The organism is Sphingomonas sp. NFR04, from assembly GCF_900114095.1.
Classification (GTDB): Bacteria; Pseudomonadota; Alphaproteobacteria; order Sphingomonadales; family Sphingomonadaceae; genus Sphingomonas.
Map to the genome: position 1 here is coordinate 85,673 of NZ_FORV01000003.1, position 18,964 is coordinate 104,636.

17 protein-coding genes are annotated in these 18,964 nt (G+C 66.2%); 10 read left to right on the forward strand and 7 right to left on the reverse strand.

Features of this window, described 5'->3' with window-relative positions; genetic code table 11:
* Positions 1 to 9: 9 nt before the first annotated feature.
* Together BM009_RS10345 and BM009_RS10350 are read right to left on the reverse strand one after the other, a co-directional pair.
* On the reverse strand, positions 10 to 813 hold the full coding sequence (locus tag BM009_RS10345) for a ChbG/HpnK family deacetylase (RefSeq protein ID WP_093295965.1): 804 nt from the start codon (positions 811 to 813) through the stop codon (positions 10 to 12).
* Positions 788 to 1,651 carry a glycosyltransferase family 2 protein gene (locus tag BM009_RS10350; RefSeq protein WP_093296553.1) on the reverse strand — a complete coding sequence of 288 codons (864 nt, stop codon included), beginning with the start codon at positions 1,649 to 1,651 and terminating at the stop codon, positions 788 to 790. Before BM009_RS10350 ends, BM009_RS10345 begins: the two co-directional genes overlap by 26 nt.
* A gap of 364 nt (positions 1,652 to 2,015) precedes the next feature.
* On the opposite strand from BM009_RS10350, the gene BM009_RS10355 reads away from it, so the two are divergent.
* The 5 genes from BM009_RS10355 (at position 2,016) to BM009_RS10375 (ending at position 7,142) form a co-directional block, all read left to right on the forward strand.
* Complete coding sequence (locus BM009_RS10355) at positions 2,016 to 3,422, forward strand: hypothetical protein (RefSeq protein ID WP_254772245.1); 1,407 nt, start codon at positions 2,016 to 2,018, stop codon at positions 3,420 to 3,422.
* Between the two features lie 61 nt (positions 3,423 to 3,483).
* A complete protein-coding gene (locus tag BM009_RS10360) occupies positions 3,484 to 4,308 on the forward strand; it encodes a glutaminyl-peptide cyclotransferase (RefSeq protein ID WP_093295966.1) in 825 nt (274 codons plus the stop codon).
* A 76-nt stretch (positions 4,309 to 4,384) separates the two neighbouring features.
* Positions 4,385 to 5,803 (forward strand): amino acid permease, encoded by a 1,419-nt coding sequence (locus BM009_RS10365; protein ID WP_093295968.1) that lies wholly within the window; start codon positions 4,385 to 4,387, stop codon positions 5,801 to 5,803.
* The gene (locus BM009_RS10370) at positions 5,800 to 6,666 is read left to right on the forward strand and encodes an S-methyl-5'-thioadenosine phosphorylase (RefSeq protein WP_093295969.1); all 867 of its coding nucleotides are present in this window, start codon (positions 5,800 to 5,802) and stop codon (positions 6,664 to 6,666) included. The genes BM009_RS10365 and BM009_RS10370 overlap by 4 nt, the downstream gene beginning before the upstream one ends.
* Entirely contained in the window at positions 6,666 to 7,142 is a 477-nt protein-coding gene (locus BM009_RS10375; protein WP_093295970.1) for an FKBP-type peptidyl-prolyl cis-trans isomerase, read from the forward strand. The genes BM009_RS10370 and BM009_RS10375 overlap by 1 nt, the downstream gene beginning before the upstream one ends.
* 107 nt (positions 7,143 to 7,249) lie before the next feature.
* Here the strand turns inward: BM009_RS10375 and BM009_RS10380 are convergent, their stop codons facing one another.
* The 3 genes from BM009_RS10380 to acnA all read right to left on the reverse strand — a co-directional run bounded on the left by BM009_RS10380 (position 7,250) and on the right by acnA (position 12,768).
* Positions 7,250 to 8,497, reverse strand: a complete 1,248-nt coding sequence (locus BM009_RS10380) for an NF038122 family metalloprotease (protein ID WP_093295972.1) — start codon at positions 8,495 to 8,497, stop codon at positions 7,250 to 7,252.
* Positions 8,498 to 8,671: 174 nt separating this feature from the next.
* Positions 8,672 to 9,856, reverse strand: a complete 1,185-nt coding sequence (locus tag BM009_RS10385; protein ID WP_093295974.1) for an NF038122 family metalloprotease — start codon at positions 9,854 to 9,856, stop codon at positions 8,672 to 8,674.
* 239 nt (positions 9,857 to 10,095) lie between these two features.
* Complete coding sequence (gene acnA / locus BM009_RS10390) at positions 10,096 to 12,768, reverse strand: aconitate hydratase AcnA (protein WP_093295975.1); 2,673 nt, start codon at positions 12,766 to 12,768, stop codon at positions 10,096 to 10,098.
* Positions 12,769 to 13,135: 367 nt separating this feature from the next.
* On the opposite strand from acnA, the gene BM009_RS22220 reads away from it, so the two are divergent.
* The 5 genes from BM009_RS22220 (at position 13,136) to BM009_RS10420 (ending at position 17,511) form a co-directional block, all read left to right on the forward strand.
* Entirely contained in the window at positions 13,136 to 14,176 is a 1,041-nt protein-coding gene (locus tag BM009_RS22220) for a HupA family protein (protein WP_175487981.1), read from the forward strand.
* Positions 14,177 to 14,608: 432 nt separating this feature from the next.
* The gene (locus BM009_RS10405) at positions 14,609 to 14,878 is read left to right on the forward strand and encodes a MafI family immunity protein (protein WP_139216599.1); all 270 of its coding nucleotides are present in this window, start codon (positions 14,609 to 14,611) and stop codon (positions 14,876 to 14,878) included.
* A 5-nt stretch (positions 14,879 to 14,883) separates the two neighbouring features.
* A complete protein-coding gene (locus BM009_RS10410) occupies positions 14,884 to 15,498 on the forward strand; it encodes a hypothetical protein (protein WP_093295980.1) in 615 nt (204 codons plus the stop codon).
* Positions 15,499 to 15,625: 127 nt separating this feature from the next.
* Positions 15,626 to 16,390, forward strand: a complete 765-nt coding sequence (locus BM009_RS10415; protein ID WP_093295981.1) for a tryptophan 2,3-dioxygenase — start codon at positions 15,626 to 15,628, stop codon at positions 16,388 to 16,390.
* Positions 16,387 to 17,511: an aminotransferase class V-fold PLP-dependent enzyme gene (locus BM009_RS10420; protein ID WP_093295983.1), complete on the forward strand. Its 1,125-nt coding sequence runs from the start codon at positions 16,387 to 16,389 to the stop codon at positions 17,509 to 17,511. The genes BM009_RS10415 and BM009_RS10420 overlap by 4 nt, the downstream gene beginning before the upstream one ends.
* Here BM009_RS10420 and BM009_RS10425 read toward each other — a convergent pair whose 3' ends face one another.
* Together BM009_RS10425 and BM009_RS10430 are read right to left on the reverse strand one after the other, a co-directional pair.
* The gene (locus BM009_RS10425; protein WP_093295984.1) at positions 17,512 to 17,946 is read right to left on the reverse strand and encodes a CoA-binding protein; all 435 of its coding nucleotides are present in this window, start codon (positions 17,944 to 17,946) and stop codon (positions 17,512 to 17,514) included.
* Between the two features lie 3 nt (positions 17,947 to 17,949).
* Positions 17,950 to 18,906 (reverse strand): P-loop NTPase, encoded by a 957-nt coding sequence (locus tag BM009_RS10430; protein WP_093295986.1) that lies wholly within the window; start codon positions 18,904 to 18,906, stop codon positions 17,950 to 17,952.
* Between the last annotated feature and the right edge of the window lie 58 nt (positions 18,907 to 18,964).

The window sequence follows — 18,964 nt, forward strand, 5'->3', positions numbered from 1 at the left end:
CCGCGAGGGTCAGGCCGGAAACGCCAGTCCCTCGGCACCAGCCATGTCGGCGATCGGCAGCCGGTGCAAGGCCTTGGCTTCGACAATGCGTGCCGCGGCGATACTGTCGCCAGCGCGCTCGCCAGCGCCCGGGTGGCACATCACCAGATGCATGGGCCCCGGGCGGCGAAGGAAGCGCGGGAACAACGCGGCATAATCGCCGCGGAAGTCGTAATGGCCGGCAAAACCGCGATTGGTGCGCAGCCCCAGCGCCGCAGCCGCCTTTCGCAAGCCCCGGCTGTGCCAGGCACTGCCGATCGCCTTGCCGGTAAAGGGACGTAGCAGGATCGCGAGCGGGCTGTCGGTGCAGTCCCGCACCCAGGCGCCGGGGGCGCGCGCAACGGTTTCGGCGAGCACCAGGTCGCGGATGCCGGGCAGCGCATGTGCGTGCTGGTGACCATCGACAAAGTCGGGCGGCCGCCGCATCGCCGCGAAGAAGGCGTCGAACTGCGCGGAAATCTCCATCGCCACTTCGTCGAGCGGGGTCGCCCAGCGCCGCGCCACGCGGGTGAGCGGGTCGATCGCCGGCATTCGCCCGCCGGGCGCGAAGCGTGGCATCGCCGTGCGCGGCGCCTCCTCGGTCAGCGTCAGGTGCAGCCCGACTTCGACATGCGCCGGCAGGTCCGCCAGCAGCCGCGCATCCTCGGCCCAGCCGGGCATCACCGCCATGCAGCTGATCGCGTTGATCTTGCCGGCCTGGGCGAGGGTGACGATCGCGGCGCTGATTGCCGGAGAGTAGGCGAAATCGTCAGAGCAGAGAATGAGACGGGACAAGCACCGGTCCTTCGAGATGCTGATACTGGCGCTCGCGGATGCGGTTGCTCAGCAGGCGACGGCGCTGCAGCCGGCGCGCGAGGAACGTGTAGAAGAACCAATCGCCTGCGGTCGGCGCGGCGGCCGAGTAGAGCAGCCGTTCGAACAACGTCCAGCGGATCGAATCGCGGTCGCGCTCGCGGGGGCTCGGCGTGCACCAGAGCTCGCCCGAATAGCCCATGCGACCCTTGCGCATCACGCGGTGGATCACCTCGTGATCCTCGAGCACGAAGTTCCAGCGTGCGGCATCGAAGCCACCGGCCGCGCGCAGGCTGCGCGTGCAAAAGGCCTGCCCGGCACCCCCCGCATGACATTGCCGGGGCAGCAGCCGGGCGGCGGTGAGGAACTGCCGCGCCTCGATGATCCGGGCGCGCTCGTCGGTCTCGGGAGCGATGAAATAGGCGCCGGCGACGACATGACCGGGGCGTAGGAGGATCGCCTCGGCGGCCGCGAGATACTGCGGCGGGTAGATAGTGTCGGCATCGCAGGTCGCGACCCAGCGGGTGCGCACCCAGGCCAGCCCGGCACGCAGCGCGGCGACCTTGCCCGGGGTGCGCTCGGTAATCAGCAGATAGTCGAGCTTATAGGCCCGGCAGAAAGCCTCGGCGACGTCGGCGCTCCCGTCGGTCGAGCCGTTATCGACCAGTACCAGCGTGAATCGCGTCGTCTGCTGGGCGAGGCTCTCGATCGTCGCCGGAAGATAGTCGCGCTCGTTGAAGAACGGGATCAGCACGGTCCATTGCAGGTCCGGGCCTTGCGGCTGTCGGTCGAACGGGTCCTTCGAAAGATCCAGAAACATCGCTGCGAGCATCCCATCGGTTCGAATGGGCGCAGGGGACCGCCGCCAGAACCACGACGGCAGCTAAGTGCTTGCCGCCGGCCGGTTCCTGGCTTGACCAGTTCCTCCCCACCCGATCGAAAGACGATGTCTTCGCGGCCGATCCACACTGGCCGCCAAGAAAAATTTTGAAGTCGTTAAGCCTGATCGCTGCGACGATATGACGGCGAGATTCCACACCGGGGATGGTAGAAATTTCGCGCATGACGGGGGCGTCTCCGCCGATTAGTTGGTCTGTCCCGTGGAGCATTGGACCCCCGTTCGCACCGCCCGTCCGGCACGGGCGTGGCCCCCTATCGCACGGGGACTGCTGCTGTTTGCGGCCGTGGCGGTCGTGCTGCGGGCGCATGATTTCGGCAACCCGGTGATCCATGTCGACGAGCAATATTATCTGCTGGTCGGCGACCGGATGCTGCACGGTGCGCTGCCCTATGTCGACTTCTGGGACCGCAAGCCGCTCGGGCTGTTCCTGCTGTTCGCGGGCATGCGGCTGCTGCCGGGCGACGGCATCCTCGCCTATCAGCTCACCGCGACGCTGTTCGCGGCACTGACCGCCGGGTTCATCGCCCTGTCCGCACAAAGGCTCGGCGCGCGAACGCTGGGCGCCGCGGCGGCGGGCTGCGCCTATCTGCTGTGGCTCGGCTATCTGAGCGGGCGCGGCGGCCAGTCGCCGGTCTTCTACAACCTGTTGATGGCCACGGCGGGATGGCTGACGCTGCGGCTGCCCGCCCTCGCCGACGCGCGCAACCGGCGGGGGATCGTGCTGCAGGGCGCAGCTGCCTGCCTGCTCGCGGGGCTGGCGATCCAGACCAAATATACGCCGCTAGTGGAAGGCGCGTTCTTCGGGCTGGCGCACCTCTGGTACCTGCATCGTGCCGGGGGGAAGCGGCCGCTGCTCGGCGGTGCAGGGGCGCTTTGGGCACTGCTCGGCCTGGCGCCGACGCTGGGCGCGATCGCCTGGTATCATGCCCAAGGGCCCGCCGCGTTCTCCAGCTTCTGGTTCTCCAATTTCGCGTCCGTGGCACTGCGGCGCAGCTATCCGGCGGCCAAGATCGTCGATCGGCTCGCCGGCACCACCGCCCAGCTTTCGCCCCTCCTCGTCTGCGCGGCCCTCAGCTGGCATTGGCAGCCGGCAGCACATCGTGCCGAGTTGCGGGTCGTGTTCGGCTGGCTCGCGGCGGCGCTGATCGGCTTCGCGATGATCGGGGCGTTCTTCGATCATTACGCGCTGCCGCTGCTGGTGCCCTTCGCGATCGTTGCCGCCCCCGCCCTCGGGCACTCCCGGATCGTCCTAGGCGCGAGCGTCCTCGCCGCGGCGATCCTGTTCGTCGTTCACGGGCAGATCGAGCCCGACGACCGCGCCACCGCCCGCGCCGCGGCACGGATCGTCGCCGCGCATGCCGGCCAAGGCTGCCCCTATGTCTTCGCCGGCGATTCGGTGCTGTACCTGCTCGGCCATGCTTGCGTGCCGACCGCCTATGCCTTCCCGTCGACGCTCGCCTATGAAGCCGAGCAGGGCGCGACCGGGATCGACGAGGCCGCCGAGGTCCGCCGCATCATGGGCGCGCGCCCGCCCGTGGTGGTAACGATGGACCCGCCGCTCGCGCCCTGGAACCGGCAGAGCCACGCCGTGATGGCGCCGCTGCTCGCCCGCGACTATCGTCTGGAACTACGCGCATCCCGGGAGGAGAGCCATCTCCTCGTCTATGTCCGCCGCGATCTGGCGCGCTAGGGCTTTACACGGCGCCCCGGCTTCGGCTTGGGTGGGCGCACGTAGAAGCGAAGAGGTTCCGATGAAGCGCATCCTGTTGGTGGTCTTGGCCGCGATCGTGCTGGTCGGAGGCGCCGCCTTCGCCTTCACCCGGATCAAGCCGAGCGGCATTCCCGTGGTACGCGCCGTCGCCGTCGCGACGCTGCCGCACGATAGCGGCGCGTTCACCGAGGGCCTCTTCTTCGACAAGGGCGCGATGTACGAGAGCACCGGCCAGATCGGCGAATCGGTGATCCGCAAGCTCGATCCCGCCACCGGCAAGGTGCAGCAGGAAACCTCGCTGCCCGCCCCCTATTTCGGCGAGGGCATCGTCGCCTGGGGCGACAAGCTGTTCCAGCTCACCTGGCAGGACAAGACCGGCTTCATCTACGGCCTCGACAAGTTCGAGCCGCGCGGCACCTTCTCCTATACCGGCGAAGGCTGGAGCCTGACGCGCAACGACAAGGGCATCATCATGAGCGACGGCACGCCGGTGCTGCGCTTCCTCGATCCCAACACCATGCAGGTCACCTCGACGCTGCGGGTGACCGCGAACGGCTGCCCGGTGGCCAATCTCAACGAGCTCGAATGGGTCGACGGGCAGATCTACGCCAATATCTGGCAGACCAACCTGATCGCCAAGATCGACCCCGTCAGCGGCAAGGTCACCGGCTTCCTCGACGTGAGCGACCTGGGGCCGAAGGACCGCGGCACCGACAATGTGGCGAACGGCATCGCCTATGATGCGGGCGCCAAGCGGCTGTTCGTCACCGGCAAGCGCTGGCCGCAGCTCTATCAGGTGAAGGAAGGCGATGCGGTCGCCAAGTCGTCCGAGGCGGCGAAGCTGACGAGCTGCAGCCAGCAGTAAGCAGCGCCCTCCCAAACCCTTGCCCCTTCCTCTCACCCCGCTATCACCGGCGGGCCAAGAACAAGGGGGAGGATCCATGGCCAGTCTGTTCCGTCTGAAACCCATCACCGCCGCGGAGGACCAGCCGCACGGGCACCAGCTCGCGCGAACGCTCAGCTGGTATCATCTGGTAGCGCTGGGCGTCGGCGCGATCGTCGGCACCGGGATCCTCACCCTGATCGGCGTCGGCGCGGACCGGGCGGGACCCGCCGTGATCCTGTCCTTCGTCGTGGCGGGGGCGATCTGCGCCTGCGCCGCGCTCGCCTATGCCGAGCTGGCGACCAGCATCCCCACCTCGGGCAGCGCCTATACCTACAGCTATTTGGCACTGGGCGAGATCGTCGCCTGGGTGGTCGGCTGGAGCCTGCTTGCCGAGTACACCCTCGTCGTCGCCACCGTCGCGGTCGGCTGGTCGGGCTATGCCACACCCTTCCTGCTCGGCATGGGCGTGCCCGCGGAGCTCACCCATGGCCCGCAGATGGTCGCTGGACAGGTGGCGCATTGGGGCGTCAACGTGCCCGCGCTGTTCGTTGTCTGGCTGGTCGCCGGGCTGCTGATCCTCGGCACGCGCGAGAGCGCGACGCTCAACGCCATCCTGGTCGCGGTGAAGCTGGTCGCGCTGGCCGTGTTCGTCGCGGTCGCGCTACCCTATTTCGATGCCGCCAATTTCGATCCGTTCGCCCCCTTCGGCTTTGCCAAACATGCGAGCGGCGGGGTCGAGCGCGGCATGATGGCCGCCGCCGCGATCATCTTCTTCGCCTTTTACGGCTTCGATGCGATCTCCACCGCCGCCGAGGAAGCCAAGAACCCCGGCCGGGACCTGGCGATCGGCATCGTCGGATCGATGGTGGCCTGCGTCGCCATCTACATGATCGTGGCGCTGACCGCAGTGGGCGCGCTCCACTATACCCGCTTCGCCGACAGCCCCGAGCCGCTGGCGCTTATCCTGCGCGAGATCGGCCAGCCCGGCATCGCCAAGTTCCTGGCGCTCAGCGCCATCGTCGCGCTGCCGACGGTGATCCTCGGCTTCCTGTTCGGCCAGAGCCGCATTTTCTTCGTGATGGCGCGCGACGGCCTGCTGCCGAAGTCGCTCGCGAAGGTTTCGCGCCGCGGGTCGCCGGTGCGGATCACGCTGTTCACCGCCGCCATCGTCAGCGTCTTCGCCGCCTTCCTGCCGATCGACGAGATCGCAGCACTCGCCAATGCAGGCACGCTCACCGCCTTCGCCGCCGTGGGCCTGTGCCTGCTGGTGCTCCGCCGCCGCGCTCCGGAGCTCGTCCGCCCGTTCCGCACCCCCGCCGCCTGGGTCGTCGGCCTCGGCGCGATCTTCGGCTGCTTCTACCTGTTCCTCAGCCTGCCGACCAAGACGCAAGCCTGGTTCGGCTGCTGGAACCTCTTGGGTCTCGTCGTCTATTTCGCCTATGCCCGCCGCAACGCAGCAAAGGGTGACGCATGAGCGGTTGGACGATCGGAATCATCGGCGGTTCGGGGCTCTACGATGTCGAGGGCATCGAGGGTGGCGAATGGGCGGACGTGGCGAGCCCCTGGGGCCAGCCGTCCGACGCCTGCTTCGTCGGGCATGTCGGCCATGTGAAAGTGGTGTTCCTGCCGCGCCACGGCCGCGGCCACCGGATCAGCCCATCGGACCTCAACGTCCGCGCCAATATCGACGTGCTGAAGCGGCTGGGCGTGACCGACGTGCTCGCCGTCTCCTCGGTCGGCTCGCTGGCGGAAGAGCGCGCGCCGGGCACCTTCACCATCGCCGACCAGTTCATCGACCGCACCAAGGGCCGTACGCCCAGCTTCTTCGGCTCCGGCATGGTCGCCCATGTCTCGATGGCCGATCCGGTCTGCCCTCGCCTCTCCGCGCTGGCCGCCGAGGCGGCGCAGGCGGCGGGCGCCACGACGCATGTCGGCGGCACCTATCTGGCGATGGAAGGCCCGCAATTCTCGACGCGCGCCGAGAGCAACCTCTATCGCAGCTGGGGCTGCGACATCATCGGCATGACCGCGATGCCCGAGGCCAAGCTCGCCCGCGAGGCGGAGCTGCCCTACGCGCTGGTCGGCATGGTCACCGATTATGACTGCTGGCGCGAAGGCGAGGAAGCGGTGGACGTGGCGCAGGTGATCGCCCAGCTTTCCAGCAATGCCGAGAAGGCTCGCAAGCTGGTGATGCATCTGCTGCGCAACCTGCCCGAGGAGCGCGCGCCCTCGCCGATCGACACCTGCCTCGACATGGCGCTGATTACCGCCCCCTCGGCACGCGATCCGCAGCTGCTGGCGAAGCTCGACGCCGTTGCCGGCCGGGCGCTCGGCTGATGGCGCCCGCGATGCTCGCAGCGGCGGCGCTGCTGTTCGCCGTCCCGGCCATGGCGCAGGAAGCCCCGGCAGATCCCTCGCAGGACCTCCGCTGGCAGAGCGCCCAGTCGCTCGCGCTGGCCAGCCGCAGCTCGGCACAGGGCTGGCGCGTGCTCGAAGGCGGCCTGCGCTGGCGGCGGGTGAAGGGCGACGGCTCCGGCCAGCACCCGAGCGTCAGCGACATGGTGACGCTGCATTATGCCGGCACCTTCGTCGACGGGACCGAATTCGACAGCTCCTATGGCGGCCCGCCCGCGCACTTTCCGCTCGATCGGCTGATCCGCGCCTGGCAGATCGCGGTGCCGCTGATGGGCGTGGGCGACACGATCGAAATCGCGGTGCCCGCCGAGCTTGGCTATGGCTTCCAGGGCAAGGGGCCGATCCCCGGTGGCGCAACGCTGCTGTTCAAGATCGAGCTGCTCGGCATCGGTGGTTGAGCGGGACAAGGCCGCGCGGATGTCCTGCGCGGCCCTGTTCCACAAGCACCTGCGGCTGCGCAGGCCGGTCGCGTGCCGCAGGTCCGCGTCGCGCCTAGAATGCGCCATCAGCAGCCCGGCGACGATCGCCACGAAAAACGCGCGCGCAATGCCCGGAACAAGAGCCGGGATCGGCGTGTCGAGTTCGAGAACCGCCTTGCCATCCCCACGCAGCCAAAGCCGGCGATGAGCATCGCCCAGGCTGCCGGCTCCGGCACGGGCGCAAACGACGCGAACGAGGCGGACGCGTGTGCGGCATTGTACGCCTGATAGATCTGCGCTGTAGACATATGATAGCTGGGGTTTGCCAGCACGTTGAGGTTCAGGTTCCAACCGATCGCGTCGAAAACCGCCAGATCGGCTGCTGTCACCACGTCGTTCACGCCATCGCACGAATAGGGATTCATCATCCCGATGAAGCCGGTGCAGCCGCCAACGACCTTCCAGTGCGACGCCTGCCAGCCATCGCCGTAATATTCCCCGGTAGAGAAATAGGCGTTGCCGCCGAACGCCGTTGCGCCGCCATCGATCGAGAAATAGGCGGGCACGTTGAATTGCCAGTCGAGCTGGCCCGGCGCCGAATAACGGAACAGGTCCATGCCGTACGCGACCGTGGCGTCATTGATATGCCAGGTCGGGCCCGCCGCGGTATCGAAGGTGTCGACGCCGCTGGTAAAGCCCAGCGCATGCCCGATCTCGTGGATGGCAGTGCCGATGAAGTCGTAGCTTCCCGCGCTGATCCCGTCCGAGGGATTGAAGTCGAACGACTGGGCGCTGGAGAAGATGATCTCCGCATCCAGGCCGCTCACATTGTTCACCAGCGCCTTGAGATTGGCGCTGGTCAGCGCGACCGTGCTGCCGATGTTGCTGCCGTCGGGGGGATTCCGGCTGCCCGACGTGGCGATCCCGTCATGATGGGCCGGATCGTCATAGGCCGGGATCAGCACCGAGGGCGTGCCCGCACTGCTCAGCGGCTGGAAGTGGCTGACAGCCTGTGCATCGAGTGCGCTGTTGCCGGTGACGGCCAGCGCATGCTGGTAGCTGGCGATCGTGATGCCGTCGAAATAGCGGAAGCTCGTGCCCCCCAGATCGTCCGGATCGAGCGCCTGGAAACCGACATTGATATTGATCGTGGCGTTGTTGGTGAGGACCGACTCCCAATAGCTGGCCGCAATTCTGAACGCCGCGTCGGCCGGCGATCCCGCAACCCCACCAATGTCGTGCAGTACGATGTGCGTCTGCGCCCGAACCGGCGCCGAAAGCGCGAGCAGCGCCGCCGCGCCGCAAGCGAGTAGCCGTATCTTCCCAGCAAACATCCGAGCCCTCCCCCAACATCCAGCGCGATCGCTAGGCGTGCAGTCTGCCTCGCGGCGGCGACGGTGGGGAAGCGGAGCTAGGTGCGAAATGGACGGATCGGCACGCAGCGCGCACGAACGAAAACGACCCCGCTTCCGGAAAAGCGGGGCCGTTCGACCTACGATCGCAGGCGGTTAGGCGAAGCGGACCTGCCGCGAGCGGTTGCGGTAGCGCATCGCGCCGCCGATCGCGCCGAAGCCGAGGATCAGCATCGTCCAGCTTTCCGGCTCGGGCACCGAACCCCCGGCGGCGATCCAGGCCTGGGCCACGTCCTTGGTGCTGAACTTGTACCCGCCATTGGCGAGGACATCGACGTTCACGTTCCAGCCAATCGCGTCCATCAGGGCGAGATCCGCGGCGGTGACCACGTCCATCTGGCCGCCGCAGGTATACGGATTCATCACGCCGATATAGCCGCTGCAGGTGTTGTTCGCCTTCCAGTGCGAGGCCTGCCAGCCATCGCCGTTATTCTCGCCGGTCGAGAAATAGTCCTTGCCCTGGAAAGCGGTCGCGCCCCCGTCGATCGAGAAATAGGAATCCTGGTTGAACGCCCAGTTGAGCTGCCCATCGCCGCTGTAGCGGAACATGTCCGCTGCATAGGCCCACCAGTAATTGTCGGTCTTGAACCCGGTACCGACCGAATAGTCGAAATCGTCCGCCCCGCTGAGGAAGCCCAGCGCGTGGCCCATTTCGTGGATGGCGACGCCGATGAAGTCGGCGGTGCCGGCCTTGATGCCATCCGTGGGATTGAAGTCGAACGCGAACTGGTTGGAGAACTGGATCGTCGCATCGACCGAGGCCGCCGCCGCGCCCAGCGCCTGCGCATTCGCGCTGCTGAGCGCCATGCTGTTGCTGATCGGCTTGCCGTCGGGCGTGAGGCGGGTCCCCGTAGCGGCGACGCCGTCGAGGGTGGCCGGCCGGGCATAGTTCGGCACGATCGCCGATACGCTGCCGGTAGGACTCAGCGGCGCCAGATGCGAAAGGACGGTCGCATCGAGCGCGCTCGTGCCGGTCGCGGCAAGGGCGCCGTAATAGCTGTCGATCCCGACATTGGTGAGCAGCGTGCTGCTGGTACCGCCCAGAATATTCGGCCCGAGCTTGGCAAAGCCTACGTCGAAGTGCAGCGTCACGTTGCTGGTGAGGACGCTCTCCCAATAGCTCGCGGCGATCTTGAAGCCGAGCTCCGCCGGGGAGCCCTTCACGCCGCCAATGTCGTTGAGCACGATCTTGGTCTGCGCGGCCGCAGGTTGTGCCGCAGTAATCGCCAGTCCGAATGCCGTCGCAGTCGCGAGCAGCGCCTTGATCTTCGTCGTCTTCATCCGAACCCCCATTTTGGTCGATGACTTCGATCGCACCGAATCCCGGTTTACCGATCGTTAACCAAAGTGATGGAGCCGACGGCATTGGGTCAAGCAGGAAATGTTACAATTTTTCGTTTTGTTGAAACCTTGTGTCGCAGCATCATCACATATATTCACGAACGTGAATACTATAGGAGACACAAAAAAACCGGCGCCCTCCCTGGAGAGGACGCCGGCCTTGTACTTGATACGACGGATCAGGCGGCGAGCTTGCGCAGCACGTAGTGCAGGATGCCGCCGTTGAGGAAATATTCCAGCTCGTTGACGGTATCGATCCGGCAACGGGTGAGGAAGGTTTCCGACGAGCCATCGGCGCGGGTGAGCTTCACTTCCACGTCCTGGCGCGGGCGGAGACCCGCGACGCCGGTGATGGTGAAGGTTTCCGAGCCGTCCAGCTTCAGCGTCTCGCGGGTCACGCCTTCGGCGAACTGCAGCGGCAGCACGCCCATGCCGACCAGGTTCGAGCGGTGGATGCGCTCGAAGCTCTCGGTGATCACTGCGCGCACGCCGAGCAGGTTGGTGCCCTTCGCCGCCCAGTCGCGCGACGAGCCGGTGCCGTACTCCTTGCCCGCGACGATGACGAGCGCGGTGCCGTCGGCCTTGTGGCGCATCGCTGCGTCGTAGATCGGCATCACTTCGCCGGCATATTTGGTCATGCCGCCTTCGACGCCCGGCACCATCTCGTTCTTGATGCGGATGTTGGCGAAGGTGCCGCGGACCATGACTTCATCGTTGCCGCGGCGCGCGCCGTAGCTGTTGAAGTCCTTCTTCGACACCTGGTGCTCCTGGAGGAACACGCCGGCGGGCGAATCCGCCTTGATGCTGCCGGCGGGCGAGATGTGATCGGTGGTGATCGAATCGCCCAGGATCGCCAGCGGCTTGGCGTCGACGATGTCCTGCACCGGCGCCGGGGTCATCGACATGCCCTCGAAGTACGGCGGGTTGTGGATATAGGTCGAGCCGGTCGGCCAGCTATAGGTGTCCGACACGGTGACGCTGATGCCCTGCCAGTGGCTGTCACCCAGATAGACGTTGCCGTAGCGCGAGCGGAACATCTCGTCGTCGATGTTCGCGTTGATCAGTCCCTGGATTTCCTCGTTCGAGGGCCAGATGTCCTTGAGGAAGACCGGGCCGTTGGTGCCCTGGCCGATCGGCGTCTCGTACATGTCCTCGGTCACCGTGCCCTTGAGCGCATAGGCGACGACGAGCGGCGGCGAGGCGAGGAAGTTGGCGCGGACGTCCGGCGAGACGCGGCCCTCGAAGTTGCGGTTGCCCGACAGCACCGAGGCGGCGACGATGTCGTTGCCGTTGATCGCGGCCGAGATCGGCTCCGCCAGCGGACCCGAATTGCCGATGCAGGTGGTGCAGCCATAGCCGACCAGATTGAAGCCGATCGCGTCGAGATCCTCGGAGAGGCCGGCCTTGTTCAGATAGTCGGTGACCACCTGGCTGCCCGGCGCCAGCGAGGTCTTCACCCACGGCTTGCGGGTGAGGCCCAGCGCGCGCGCCTTGCGGGCGACCAGGCCGGCGGCGATCAGCACTGACGGGTTCGAGGTGTTGGTGCAGCTGGTGATCGCGGCGATCACCACGTCGCCGTCGCCGATGTCATGGTCGCGACCCTCGACGCTCACGCGCGCGGGCTGCTCCTTCTTGTACACCTTGGTCAGGTCGCCGTTGAACACTTCGTCGACGCTGTCGAGGCTGACGCGGTCCTGCGGGCGCTTCGGGCCGGCGAGCGACGGACGCACGGTCGACATGTCGAGCTCGAGCGTGTCGGTGAAGATCGGCTCGGGGCCGCTGACGTCGTGCCACATGCCCTGCGCCTTGGCATAGGCTTCGACCAGCGCGACATTCTCGTCGCTGCGGCCGGTGAGGCGCATGTAATCGAGCGTCTTGTCGTCGATCGGGAAGAAGCCGCAGGTCGCGCCATATTCCGGCGCCATGTTGGCGATGGTCGCACGATCGGCGAGCGTCATGGAATGCAGGCCGGGGCCGTAGAACTCGACGAAGCGGCCGACCACGCCCTTGGCGCGCAGCATCTGGGTCACGGTGAGCACCAGGTCGGTCGCGGTGATGCCCTCGGCCAGCTTGCCGGTGAGCTTGAAGCCGACGACTTCGGGGATCAGCATCGACACCGGCTGGCCGAGCATCGCGGCTTCCGCCTCGATGCCGCCCACGCCCCAGCCAAGCACGCCGAGGCCGTTGACCATCGTCGTGTGGCTGTCGGTGCCGACCAGCGTGTCCGGGTACGCGATCGTCTCGCCGTCGGGCGCGACCGACGACCAGATCGACTGGGCGATATATTCCAGGTTCACCTGGTGGCAGATGCCGGTGCCCGGCGGGACCACCGAGAAGTTGTTGAGCGCCTTGGAGCCCCACTTCAGGAACTCGTAGCGCTCGGCATTGCGCTCATATTCCAGCGCGACATTGTCTTCGAACGCCTTGGGGGTGCCGAACTCGTCGACCATCACCGAGTGATCGATCACGAGGTGCACCGGCACCAGCGGGTTGATCTTGGCCGCGTCGCCGCCGAGCTTGGTGATCGCGTCGCGCATCGCGGCGAGGTCGACCACGCAGGGCACGCCGGTGAAATCCTGCATCAGCACGCGCGCGGGGCGATACTGGATCTCGCGGCTGGGGGCCTTGGGGTTTTGCTGCCAGTCGACGATCGCCTGGGCGTCCTCGGGCGTGACGGTCACGCCGTCGTCGAAGCGGAGCATGTTCTCCAGCAGCACCTTCATCGAGAAGGGCAGGCGGCTGATGTCGCCGAGCTTCGCCGCCGCCTTGGGGAGCGAGTAGAAGCTGTAGGTCTTGCCGGAGACGGTGAGCGAGTCACGCGTGCCGAGCGTATCGTTGCCGATGGCGGTCATGAGGCGCGGGGTCCTTTCCCTGATCTGGTCCGCCGGGCGCTCGGTGGACGCAGCCCATTATAGGCCGCGCGGGCGCACCGTCGGGGTGCTGCGAATGCGAAGATTCGCGAGGGGCCTTAGCGCGGTGCGGCGGGGAGGGAAAGGGGAGGTTGGTAGGGGGCCGGGTGGTGGTAGCGGTAACCGCCCTGGCGGCAAATTTAATACGTCCGCCGCCCGCCCCACCCCAAAAGCGGTTCTTCAAAGTGCAAGCAGACTAGAAACGTGTACGGATCGACTAAAAAAGCGCCTTGATTGCAAAACTTGCGTAATGATATTGACCGATCTTACGACTAGCCAGAATGACGAAAGCCCTTTCGGAGACAGGTTGATGCGATTCAAGACGGGCGCGATCGTCGGTTTGAGCATGCTCGTCAGCGCTTGCGGCGGTGATAGCGGCAGCGTGTCCTCGCCGCTGGCGGTCGCAACGACGCCCACACCGGTGCCGAGCCCGACACCATCGCCAACGCCCACGCCTACCCCCGCGCCAAGCAGCGGCGGGCCGCTGACCAACCTCGTCGCCAGCCAAATCTTTGTGACGACCACCGCGGGTCTTCAGTCGCCGTTGAATCGCCCCGGGCGTGTCAGTGGGTCGACGAACCTGACCGGGCCGACGTCCGGCGCGCTCTTCCGGTATGACAGCGCAACCCGCGGCTATTTTTACGACGTTCGGAATTCCTTGATGGCGCCGGACTTCGAAGCGGGCTTCCTGCCTAGTGACGTCGTTGCTTCGCAATCGGATGCGCGAACCACCTATTATGATGCGCCCAGAGACCCGCTCGCACCTCCCGGCACATCTCCGCGCAATCTGTTGACGCTATTCAATGTCGGACCAGCGAATGATCTGCTGGCACTCAGTTATTCAAGCTTCGGCCTGGCGGACTTCACTTATATTGATGGCCCACTAACCGGACATGATTATCGCGCCTTTGCCTATTATGCGGTGACGACTCCCGATGCCGACGTTCCTCGCACCGGCACATCGACCTATACGGGTCGCGTCATCGGGGAGGGAAACCCTCAGATCACCGATTTGGCGCCGCGATATGCTGTTACCGGCACGATTCAGGTGACGATCAACTGGGCAACCCGCACCTTCACCGGTAGCGTGACCTTGGTGGGCAATGACGGCATCAACAGCAATATTGCACTTGGGACGCAGTCGATTGTCCAGGATGGGACGCCGGCCGCATTGGGACGCTTTGCCGGAGCCTTTCCGGGCCAGGGATCGCCGACGGGATTTCTGGGACTGCTCGCCGGCCCCGCAGCGGAAGAGCTGTCGGGCAGCCTGACGACGAAGGTTTCCGTGACCACGTCCGCGGGCAATGTGGCCGGGATCGACATCGTGGCATCGTTCGGCAGTCGCCGATAAACGGCGACATTCCCCAGGCTAGGCCGTTCAATGCAGGCCATTCGGCCAGCCCGGCCGGAAGCGCCTGTCATGCGGCCTCACCCGGGCGACGTTCCGCCTTGCCCCCATTGCCGTTTCGCGCCCCGCTGCTAGCGTCGCGGGCATGACCTATTGGCGCTATTTCGCCCTCGACCACCTGCTCGCCGCCGAGCATCCGATGTCGGACCGGCAAGGACGAGTTGCTGTTCATCATCACCCACCAGAGCGAGGAGCCGTGACTGAAGCAGATCCTCGCCGAGTTGCACCTCGCCAAGGGGTGGTCCGGTGCGGCAAGCTGATCGAGGCATATAAGGGTCTGCCGCGGGTGAGCCGCGTCCAGGCGGTAAGGCGCTGACCGCTGAGATCGGTGCTTGACGCCTTGCACACCCAAATCATGCGCTATGATGTACAGCAATGAACGACATTGCACACCGAGTACGAACCCTTGGCTTGGGCTTCACCGACAGGATAGAATCCTGGCGCCTTGGTTTCGCGCTGGAGTACATTGACTTCAACGAACTGCCGCTCGCGTTCGAGACGCTTTACACGTACATAGACGAATATTCAGAAAAGATAAGCTCAACCGAATTTCGCGAGCTGAACGAACTTTCTCAGCTTTTAAACACACCGCTGAATTCAGTAACCCGGGGCGGACTGACCGACTTGATTTCCGATCAGGATTGAAACGCATGAGGCCTCTTAGAAATATGCCATCCGCTTTCGATCGCTACGAGAAGATGGGCGGCGTACTGGATTTCGCGGTATTTGAGGATTCGGGTGGCGCGGAACAGGAAATAACACCTGCTATTCCACAGGCGCTAAGGCATGCCAGCACGTTCGACGAGACAAGGCTGCAAGCTTTGGGCTGCAGGCTGATTAGTCACGCAGAATTTTTCGGCGAATGGTATGATCTCGAAAGCGGGGCACTGCTAAGGGCGGGCAGTTACAGGACTGTTGACGGATCAACGATACGCAACCCAACATTCACTAGCCTGGACGATCTCAATATCGTTTCGGGGAGCACCCCGATCCCCGAAGTAGGATTAGGTGGGCAGTTCGCATATAGCTTTGCTTGGGGACTCGAGGGCAAACCAAGCGAGATCCAGAATCTCTTTGACGAGATCATAAATTTCATTCTGCCTATGGGCGAACAAGTTTCGATCATGGACTGGAGCAGCCCCTACCTACCGGAGGTCTCTGACTATTTCAGCGATGGAATTGAATGGTGGGGAGTTTTCCTGTTTACCGTATACGTGCCTGGACTACGGCAACTCACGATTATAGCAGGTTCGACCACGGACTAGGCCAGACCGCGTCCGGCACGATATGGACCGGCCCAGCCGGTTTAGCACAAGCGGCTGGTCGTTCAGTCGGATGTTGACGCCACCCCACCCCATTGCCGTTTCCCCCCCCGCTGCTAGCGTCGCGAACATGACCGAAGGCATGACCTATGGGCGCTATCTCGCCCTCGACCAGCTGCTCGCCTCCCAGCATCCGCTGTCGGACCGGCATGACGAGCTGCTGTTCATCATCATCCACCAGACAAAGGAGCTGTGGCTCAAGCAGATCCTCGCCGAGCTGCACCTCGCCAAGGGGCTGGTGCGCGACGGCAAGCTGATTGAAGCCTACAAGGGCCTTGCGCGGGTGAGCCGCATCCAGGCGGTGATGACGATGAGCTGGGACGTGCTCGCGACGATGACGCCCAGCGACTATACCCGCTTCCGATCGGTGCTCGGCGGCAGCTCGGGCTTCCAGTCGGACCAGTTCCGCGCGGTCGAGACAATGCTGGGACTGCGCGGCGGCGGGGTGCCGGGGCCGCTCACCGATGCGGCCGGTGCGCTGCCCAGCCTGTGGGACGATGCCAATGCCGCGCTCGCCGCCGCCGGGTTCGCCCTGCCCGAGGCCGTGCTGCACCGCGACTGGCCGACGCCCTATCAGCCGAACGACGACGTCCGTGCCGCCTGGGGCCAGGTGTACCGCGACACCAATCGCTACTGGGACCTGTACCAGCTGGCCGAGAAGCTGGTCGATATCGATGATGCGATGGCGACCTGGCGACACAAGCATGTCCTCACCGTCAGCCGGGTGATCGGCGGCAAGATGGGAACGGGCGGCACGCCCGGGGTGAGCTATCTCGAATCGACGCTCGCCAAGCGCGCCTTTCCCGAACTCTGGTCGCTCCGGACCGACCTGTGAGCAGCTTCAAGCACCTGTTCCAGCGGTCGCTGGCCGCCGCCCCCGACCGGCTGCACTTCGCCGCGCACAGCCATCACCTCTGGCCGGACGCCTCGTGGCTCGGCCAGCAGGCGGCGTGGGAGGATGCCGCGCGACTCGCCGACCGCAAATGGGGCCGGGTGATGGACGAAATCTGGCCCGCAGCGCAGGCGCATGTCGCCGCCGAGCTGCGCCTGCCCGATCCGTCGACGGTGGTGTTCGCGTCGAACACCCACGAGCTGCTGCTGCGGATCGTCTCCGCCATGGCGCCGCGCCGGCCGCTGCGCATCCTCGCTACCGACGGCGAGTTCCACAGCTTCCGCCGCCAGTCGCTGCGCTGGGACGAGGCGGGCACGGCTGTAGTCACCCGCGTGCCGATGGGCGAGATCGTCGCCACGGCGCAGGCGGGCGGGTTCGACCTGATCGTGGCGAGCCATGTCCAGTTCGGCACCGGCCGTATCTTCGATGGCCTTGCCGAGCTTGCGGCGCTCGCCCGGCCCGAGGGGCCGTGGGTGCTGATCGACGGCTACCACGGCTTCATGGCGGTGGAGACCGACCTGTCGGCGGTGGCGGACCGGGTGTTCTATGTCGCGGGCGGGTATAAATACGCGATGGCGGGCGAAGGCGTCGGCTTTCTCCATGCGCCGCCGGGGTTCGGGCCACGGCCGGAGATCACCGGCTGGTATGCCGAATTCGAGGACCTCGCCCTGCCGCCGGGGCAGATCGGCTATGCGCCCGACGCCCGCCGCTTCCTCGGCGCGACCTTCGATCCCTCCGGCCTCTACCGCTTCGTCGCGGTGCGCGAGATGCTGGCGCGCGAGGGGCTGACGACGGCGGCGATCAACGCCCATGTCGCCCCGCTGCGGGCGCAGTTGCTGGCGGACTTCCCCCTCGACGCCGAGCGGGTCAACCCCGCCGCGCCGGATGCACCGCAGGCGCGTTTCGTCGCGCTGCGCAGCGCCCATGCGGCGGACTGGCAGAAGGCGCTGCTGGAGGACGAGATCGTCACCGACGTGCGCGGCGACGTGCTGCGGATCGGGCTGGGCCTCTACCAGGATGCCCGCGACGTGGCGCGGCTGCGCGAGGCCCTCGCCGCGCTTTGATCAGGCGGCGGCGAGCGGCGCCAGGCCGAGGCGACGGATCTCGATCGCCGGGCAGCGATCCATCACCACCTTGAGCCCGGCCGCCTCGGCGCGGGCGGCGGCTTCATGGTCGATCACGTCGAGCTGCAGCCACACCGACTTGGCACCCGCCGCAATCGCCGCGTCGACGACCTCGCCGGCATGTTCGGACTTGCGGAAGATGTCGACCATGTCGATCGGCACACCGATCTGGCTCAGTTCGCGAAAGACGAACTCGCCATGGATATGCTCGCCGGTAATCTGCGGATTGACCGGGATCACGCGGTAGCCATGGCGCTGGAGCAGCACCATCACGCCATTGCTGGGTCTATTCGGGCGATCGGACGCGCCGACCATCGCGATGGTGCGCGTTTCCTCGAGCAGGGTGCGGATGTCTTCGTCACGCGTCAGCGGCATGCATCACCTCTTTAGCCATTCATAGACCGAATCGGCGAGCGTTACAAAGGATCCGGAAGACTCCGTATCGCCAGCGGCGGGGGGCGTGCCTGCATCCGAAGCGGAGCGGATTTCCATCGCCAGCGGGATGCGGGCGAGGAACGGAATGCCGAGCGCGCCCGCCGCCTTCTCCGCCCCGCCGCTGCCGAACGGATCGGAGACGCCGCCGCAATGCGGGCAGCAATAGCCGGCCATGTTCTCGACCAAGCCGACGATCGGCACCCCGGCCTTGTTGAACAGGTCGATGGCGCGGGTCGCGTCGATCAGCGCGAGGTCCTGCGGGGTGGAGACGATCACCGCGCCCGCCGGCTTGTGCTTCTGGATCATCGTCAGCTGGACGTCCCCGGTGCCGGGCGGCAGGTCGAGCACGAGCAGCTCGGTATCGCCCCAATCGGCATCGACCATCTGGCCCAGCGCGCCGCCCGCCATCGGCCCGCGCCAGGCGATCGCCTGCCCTTCGGCGACGAGCCCGCCCATCGACAGCATCTTGAGCCCGAACGGCGTCTGGATCGGCAGCAATACTTTGTCACGCGCCTGCGGCTTCACGCCCTCGACCCCCAGCAACTTGGGCTGTGAGGGGCCGTAGATATCGGCATCGACCAGCCCGACCTTAAGGCCGCGCCGCGCCAGCGCGATGGCGAGATTGGCGGCGACCGTCGATTTGCCCACCCCGCCCTTGCCGCTGGCGACCGCGAGGATCCGCCGGGTGCGGCGCTCGCTGGTGAGGAGGACGCGCACTTCCGACACGCCGGGCAGCGCGGCGGCGGCGCCGCGCACTTCGGCTTCTAGCGCGTCGCGGGTCTCGGGCGCGAGGCCGGTCACGTCGAGCACGACATTGGCGCGGCCCGCCTCCAGGCGCACGGTGGCGCGGCCGGCGGAGACGGGGGCGAGGGCGGCGGAAAGGTCCTGCGGGTCAGTCATCCCGCGGCACATAGGTACACAATCGTCCGACGCCACTGTAAATCCGCGCCGCCCTGCT

Coding starts and splice junctions, on each gene's coding strand:
- BM009_RS10350 (WP_093296553.1), bottom strand. CDS start 1,651: ATGTTTCTGGATCTTTCGAAGGACCCGTTCGACCGACAGCCGCAAGGC.
- BM009_RS10360 (WP_093295966.1), top strand. CDS start 3,484: ATGAAGCGCATCCTGTTGGTGGTCTTGGCCGCGATCGTGCTGGTCGGA.
- BM009_RS10365 (WP_093295968.1), top strand. CDS start 4,385: ATGGCCAGTCTGTTCCGTCTGAAACCCATCACCGCCGCGGAGGACCAG.
- BM009_RS10370 (WP_093295969.1), top strand. CDS start 5,800: ATGAGCGGTTGGACGATCGGAATCATCGGCGGTTCGGGGCTCTACGAT.
- BM009_RS10375 (WP_093295970.1), top strand. CDS start 6,666: ATGGCGCCCGCGATGCTCGCAGCGGCGGCGCTGCTGTTCGCCGTCCCG.
- BM009_RS10380 (WP_093295972.1), bottom strand. CDS start 8,497: ATGTTTGCTGGGAAGATACGGCTACTCGCTTGCGGCGCGGCGGCGCTG.
- BM009_RS10385 (WP_093295974.1), bottom strand. CDS start 9,856: ATGAAGACGACGAAGATCAAGGCGCTGCTCGCGACTGCGACGGCATTC.
- acnA (WP_093295975.1), bottom strand. CDS start 12,768: ATGACCGCCATCGGCAACGATACGCTCGGCACGCGTGACTCGCTCACC.
- BM009_RS22220 (WP_175487981.1), top strand. CDS start 13,136: ATGCGATTCAAGACGGGCGCGATCGTCGGTTTGAGCATGCTCGTCAGC.
- BM009_RS10405 (WP_139216599.1), top strand. CDS start 14,609: ATGAACGACATTGCACACCGAGTACGAACCCTTGGCTTGGGCTTCACC.
- BM009_RS10410 (WP_093295980.1), top strand. CDS start 14,884: ATGAGGCCTCTTAGAAATATGCCATCCGCTTTCGATCGCTACGAGAAG.
- BM009_RS10415 (WP_093295981.1), top strand. CDS start 15,626: ATGACCGAAGGCATGACCTATGGGCGCTATCTCGCCCTCGACCAGCTG.
- BM009_RS10425 (WP_093295984.1), bottom strand. CDS start 17,946: ATGCCGCTGACGCGTGACGAAGACATCCGCACCCTGCTCGAGGAAACG.
- BM009_RS10430 (WP_093295986.1), bottom strand. CDS start 18,906: ATGACTGACCCGCAGGACCTTTCCGCCGCCCTCGCCCCCGTCTCCGCC.